This is a genomic window from bacterium, assembly GCA_026398675.1.
Lineage (GTDB): Bacteria > RBG-13-66-14 > RBG-13-66-14 > RBG-13-66-14 > RBG-13-66-14 > RBG-13-66-14.
Window position 1 is genome coordinate 1 of record JAPLSK010000128.1, and the last position, 5,370, is coordinate 5,370.

A 5,370-nucleotide genomic window follows, 5' to 3' on the forward strand; every position below is an offset into this window, starting at 1 on the left:
GAGATAGGGGTCGGAGTGCTCGCGACCCTCGAAGAAAGCCAGCACGCCCAGAGCGGCACGGCGTCCACCCGCCACCGCCTCGACGACGGTGGCCGGGCCGCTCACGCAATCCCCGGCGGCAAAGACCTTGTCGCAGGCGAGGCAGTTCTTCGGGTTCACCTCCACGTCGCCCCAGCGGTTCACCGGCACCCCCTCGGGGGCGACGGTCTTCTGGCCGATGGCGGTGATGACGGTGTCGGCCTCGACCTCGTACTCGGAACCCTCAATGGGGATCGGTCGGCGGCGGCCCGAGGCGTCCGGCTCGCCCAGCTTCATGCGGATGCAGCGCATCACGTAGCGGCCGTTCTCACCCCGCCGCAGGCTCACCGGGGCGGTGAGGAACTCGAAATTAACCCCCTCCTCCCGGGCCTCGTCTATCTCGATCTGCTCGGCGGGCATCTCCTTCTCCGTGCGCCGGTAGAAGCAGTGCACGGCGTCGCCGCCCAGTCGCAAGGCGGTGCGGACACAGTCCATGGCGGTGTTGCCGCCGCCGACGACGATGGTCTCGCCGGGATTCCCGCCGGTCCATCCGGCAAGGGCGGTCTCGGCCAGCCAATCTATCCCGCCCTCGGCCAGCTCCTCGCCCTCGGCCCCCATGACGCTCGGCCTCCAGCTCCCCACGGCGATGACGACGGCGTCGTAACCCCCCTTGAGCTCGTCCAGGGTGACGTCCTTCCCCAACTCGGTGTTACATCTGAGTGTGATGCCGCCCATCTTGTCAAAGTGTGCCAGCTCGGTGTCCAGGATCGCTTTCGGAAGGCGGTATTCGGGGATGCCGTAGCGGAGCATTCCGCCGGGCTCGGGCATCCGCTCGTAGATGTCGGAGGCGACGCCCTCCAGGCGCAGGTAGTACGCCGCGGCGTACCCCGCGGGCCCGGCGCCCACCACGGCCACCTTCTTGTCACCCAACGGCGGCAGGTCTTCCATGTACGTCTCGTAGTGCATGTCGGCGGCCAGGCGCTTGAAGTCGTTGATGGCGACGGGGCGGTCCTTGACGTTGCGGCGGCAGTCCTTCTCGCAGAAACGGGGGCAGACCCGACCGATGGACATGGGGAGCGGGATGCGCCGTTTGATTATTTTCAAGCCGGTGAGGAGGTCACCCTCGCGTCCGGCGCGGACGTACTCCTCCACCTTGGCGTGGGCCGGGCAGGCGATGGTGCACGGCGCCTCGCAGTCGCCGATGTGCTCGGAGAGCAGGAGGTTGAGGGCCGTCTTGCGCAGGTCGCGCACCTCGGCGGAACCGGCGTCTATGCGCATCCCGTCCGTCGCTTTGGCCGTGCAGCTCGGCAGGAATCGGCCCGAGCCGAGATCGCGCACCACGCAGACGAAACAGGAGGTGTTGGGCTCGATCTTCTCGTGGTAGCACAGGGTCGGGATCTCGATCCCGTTTTCCCGGGCGGCCTCGAGAATCGTCATCCCCCGGCGGACGGTGAGCTCGCGGCCGTCCATGGTAAGGCGAATCTCACCCATCACCCTCTCCTCTCTTCACCCGCGCGATGGCGTCAACGGGGCAGAGCTCGATACAGGTGTTGCACCGGGTACAGAGTTCGTTGTGGATCACGTAATCGGTGCTCACCGCGCCCACGGGGCATTTCTTGATGCAGACGCCGCACTCGATGCAGGTCTCGGGGTCCAGCTTGACGTCAACCAGGGCGCTGCACTCCAGGGCAGAGCACTGGCGGTCCACCACGTGTACGAGGTACTCGTCCTTGAAGAAGCGCAGGGTGGAGAGCACCGGGTTGGGCGCGGTCTGCCCCAGTCCGCAGAGGGAGCCCGCGATCACCTTGGGCCCCAGTTCTTCGAGGAGGTCAATGTCGGCCTCGGTGCCCCCGCCCCGGGTGATGCGGGTCAGGGCTTCCAGCATCCGGGTGTTGCCGACGCGGCAGAACGTGCACTTGCCGCAGCTCTCGCGCGCGGTGAAGTCGAGGAAGTAGCGGGCGGTCTCCACCATGCAGCGGTTGGCCCCGATTACGATCAATCCGCCGGAGCCCATGATCGCGCCCAGGTCGCGCAGGGAATCGTAGTCCACCGGGACGTCGAAGTGCTCCGCCGGGATGCAGCCGCCGCTCGGTCCGCCGATCTGGACCGCCTTGACGAACCCCGGCTCGGCGCCCCCGATGTCGAAGACGATCTCCCCGATGGTGATCCCCATCGGCACCTCCACCAGCCCCGGGTAGGCCAGGTCGCCGGCGAGAGCGAAAAGTTTGGTGCCGGTGGAGCCCTCGGTGCCGAGCAGGGCGTACCTCGCGCCGCCCTCGTTGATGATGAGCGGGATGTTGGCGAAGGTCTCCACGTTGTTGATCGCCGTCGGGTAACCCTTGAATCCGACATCGGTTGGGTATGGCGGTCGGAAGTGGGGTGTGCCGCGCCGGCCCTCGAGAGAGTGGATCATCGCCGTTTCCTCGCCGCAGACGAAGGCACCGGCGCCCTCCTTGATCCGAACCTCCACCGTCCGACCGCCCAGGCGGTTCAGCCCGGCCCCGACCATCTGCTCGATGGCTATTCCAAAGTTCTTCAACGCCAGGGGGTACTCGGCCCGGCAGTAGATGAACAGGCTCGTGGCCCCGGTGGCATAGGCGCCGATGAGCATCCCCTCCAGCACCTGGTGGGGCACCGACTCCAGGAGCATGCGGTCCATGAAGGCGCCGGGGTCACCCTCATCGGCGTTGCAGATAATGACCTTCTCGGTCGAGTCCTTACCGGCGAGAAAGCTCCACTTGAGTCCGGTGGGGAATCCGGCGCCGCCGCGGCCGCGCAGCTTCGAGGTCTTGACCTCCTCCACGATCGCCGCGGGTTCCATTTTCAGCGCCTTAGAAAGGGCGGCGTAGCCCCCATGCTCCCGGTATTCCTCCAGGGAGGTGGGGACGATCCGTCCGGCCAGCCGGGTGACGCGGAACTCCTGTCGTTTGTGGCGGGGGGTGTCCTCGTTCAGACGCGAGAAATCCTCCAGGTTGAGTATCTTTTCAAGAAAGCCCTCCTCGGGCTTCACGTTGGCGTAGCGGACAACGCCGGAATCGGTCTCCACCTCCACCAGGGGCTCGGCGTAGCAGTGCCCGATACAGCCCACCTCGACCACGGGGATGTCCCCGATCCTCTCCCTGAAGAAGGCCAGGACCTCCCGGGCTCCGGAGGCGACGCCGCAACTGGCGGTGCCGACCTTGATCCGCTTAATCATCGGTCGTCTCTTCTTTCCTGTAACGCTTGAGGATCCGGATCGCGCTCTTGCGGTCGAGGTTGCCGTAGGCGGTGCCGTTAATGCTCATCACCGGGGCGAGGCTGCAACAACCAAGACAGGCCACGGTCTCCAGGGAGAAGAGGCCCTCGGCATCGGTCTCGCCCGAGGCGATCCCCAGTTCTTCGGTTACCCAGCCCAGCACCAGGGTGGCGCCCTTGATATGGCAGGCCGTTCCATCGCAGAGGTAGACGACGTACGCTCCGGGCTTGACCCGTTTGAACTGGGCGTAGAAGCTGACGATCCCCTCCACCTCGATGGGCGGGACGAAGAAGTAGACCGCGATGCGGCGGATCGCCTCGTCGGAGATGAAGCCGCTCGTCCCCTGCTCGAGCTGGAGGGCCTGGATCAGGTAGCTCCGGTCGGAGTCCAGTGATTCCAGAGTCGCGTGTTCAAGCATCGTCACTCCATCAGGTTCCCGACGCCGCACGAAGGATTGAAAAAAACGGACTCGCCGCTATCAATGGTCATGCACAAGTCTGTGTCCACTCGACCGGACGGGGTGTAGGCGAGGGGGTTTGCCGGGAGCATAGCTCGCTTCGCTTCGTTTCGCCAGAGGCGTAGCTCGGTTTGCCAGGGGCATAGCTCGCTTCGCTTCGTTTCGCCGGAGGCGTAGCTCGGTTCGCCGGAGGCGTAGCTCGGTTCGCTCGGTTAAACCCCTTGCCTTTATTCGAACACCGAGGGGTGCCAGTTCTCCGCGTCGAGCCCCAGCTCCAGCACCCGCTCCATCACGATGCCCCCCTCGTTGCGGAAATACTCCCGCATCCCCTCGAACCTTTTATCGGTGAAGATGGGGAGCCGGCAGTGGGGGGTGACGTCGAAGGTCTCTTCGATGAGGTGGAAGTTGAGCTGGCGACCGAGGTTCAGCGCCGGGTTATTGGTGGCGGAGACCTTGGCCCGCAGCTCTTTGTAGCCCAGGATGCCGAAGGCGAACTCGATGAAGGAGATGACGAGCTGGCGGCCGATGCCTCGCCCGATCCGGTCCGGTGCCAGCTCCAGTCCGAAGCGGCAGCCCCCGTCCGACTCCTCGGTCCACACGAGGAGGCCCAGGGCCAGCCCGTTTTCGGCGTTGCAGACCACGGTGACGCTGCTCCACATGAGCTTGAGCTCATCGAGGTTCTGCTGGGCGTTCTCGGGGGAGCCCCAGTGGTGCCCGTCGGAACCGAGGTATACCGTGTCGGGCCAGGAGGAGAGCTTGAGGTCGTCTCCCAGTTCGAGCTCCCGGACGAAGATACCCGGGGCGGCGAAGAGGGCGCCGTTCATATCGTTCCTTTCGAGCCGGACGGCGTCAGCCGCCGCGGCTTCAACGGTGACCGAAAATGATGTCCAACTCGCGGGCCGCGACTTCCTCGCCGTCGCTGCCGTGGACGGTGTTGCTCTCCACGGTTTCGCCGTAGAGGGCGCGCAGGGTGCCGGGGGCGGCCTCGGCGGGGTCGGTGTCGCCCATGATCTCCCGGACGCGGCGCACCGCGTCGGGGCCCTCGAAAATCACCGCCACCACGGGACCCGAGGACATGTAGCCCACCAGCGATTCGAAGTACGGCTCGTCCCGGTGGATCCGGTAGAGCTCCCGGGCCCGCTCGGGCGAGAGGGTTATGAGCTCGATATCCTTGACGGCGAGCCCCGCCTTCTCGAAGGCGGCCAGGCACGCGCCCACCAGGTTCCGCTTCACGCCGTCGGGCTTTACGAGCACGAGGGTCCGCACCATCACCCCGACCTTTGTCCGGCCACCCTTGGACTTTCCAGGGCGCCGTTCACTCGACCGCCGACCGGCACCCCCGCGGCCTGGGACGATGGTCACGCCGGTGGTCAGGGCGCTCTCCTGTGAGTAGGCACGGAGCCGGGCGTAGGTCCGGGCGGTGGTGGGGTGGCCCTTTAGTACGGATGTGATGGTGGTCATCGAGACCACCGAGCCCTCCGAGACCCGCCGCTGCGTGAGGCCAAGCCCGAGCAGGTCCAGGAGGATGTCACGGGCGAGCTGTCCATAATCTATGGTCTGCATGTCGTCCCCCTCATGGGGGGCGTGGGGCGGCCCGCCTGGCTTAACTTTGCGTGTCCCGGCCGACACCCGGTTGCTTCGCTCGACCAGACAAGCCCCG

General features: G+C 66.1%; 5 protein-coding genes. All 5 read right to left on the reverse strand.

The genetic code is table 11. The annotated features are described in order from the left end of the window. A partial coding sequence (locus NTW26_03105) for an FAD-dependent oxidoreductase (protein ID MCX7021262.1) occupies positions 1 to 1,509 on the reverse strand: 1,509 nt, incomplete at its 3' end. Beyond that, positions 1,502 to 3,214, reverse strand: a complete 1,713-nt coding sequence (locus NTW26_03110; GenBank protein ID MCX7021263.1) for a 4Fe-4S binding protein — start codon at positions 3,212 to 3,214, stop codon at positions 1,502 to 1,504. The genes NTW26_03105 and NTW26_03110, both read right to left, overlap by 8 nt. Beyond that, positions 3,207 to 3,671 carry an NAD(P)H-dependent oxidoreductase subunit E gene (locus NTW26_03115; protein ID MCX7021264.1) on the reverse strand — a complete coding sequence of 155 codons (465 nt, stop codon included), beginning with the start codon at positions 3,669 to 3,671 and terminating at the stop codon, positions 3,207 to 3,209. The genes NTW26_03110 and NTW26_03115 overlap by 8 nt, the downstream gene beginning before the upstream one ends. Before the next feature lie 266 nt (positions 3,672 to 3,937). Further along, positions 3,938 to 4,534, reverse strand: a complete 597-nt coding sequence (locus tag NTW26_03120; protein MCX7021265.1) for a GNAT family N-acetyltransferase — start codon at positions 4,532 to 4,534, stop codon at positions 3,938 to 3,940. Positions 4,535 to 4,574: 40 nt separating this feature from the next. Then, positions 4,575 to 5,273: a nucleoside-diphosphate kinase gene (gene ndk, locus NTW26_03125; GenBank protein MCX7021266.1), complete on the reverse strand. Its 699-nt coding sequence runs from the start codon at positions 5,271 to 5,273 to the stop codon at positions 4,575 to 4,577. Positions 5,274 to 5,370: the final 97 nt, after the last annotated feature.

Coding starts and splice junctions, on each gene's coding strand:
- NTW26_03110 (MCX7021263.1), bottom strand. CDS start 3,214: ATGATTAAGCGGATCAAGGTCGGCACCGCCAGTTGCGGCGTCGCCTCC.
- NTW26_03115 (MCX7021264.1), bottom strand. CDS start 3,671: ATGCTTGAACACGCGACTCTGGAATCACTGGACTCCGACCGGAGCTAC.
- NTW26_03120 (MCX7021265.1), bottom strand. CDS start 4,534: ATGAACGGCGCCCTCTTCGCCGCCCCGGGTATCTTCGTCCGGGAGCTC.
- ndk (MCX7021266.1), bottom strand. CDS start 5,273: ATGCAGACCATAGATTATGGACAGCTCGCCCGTGACATCCTCCTGGAC.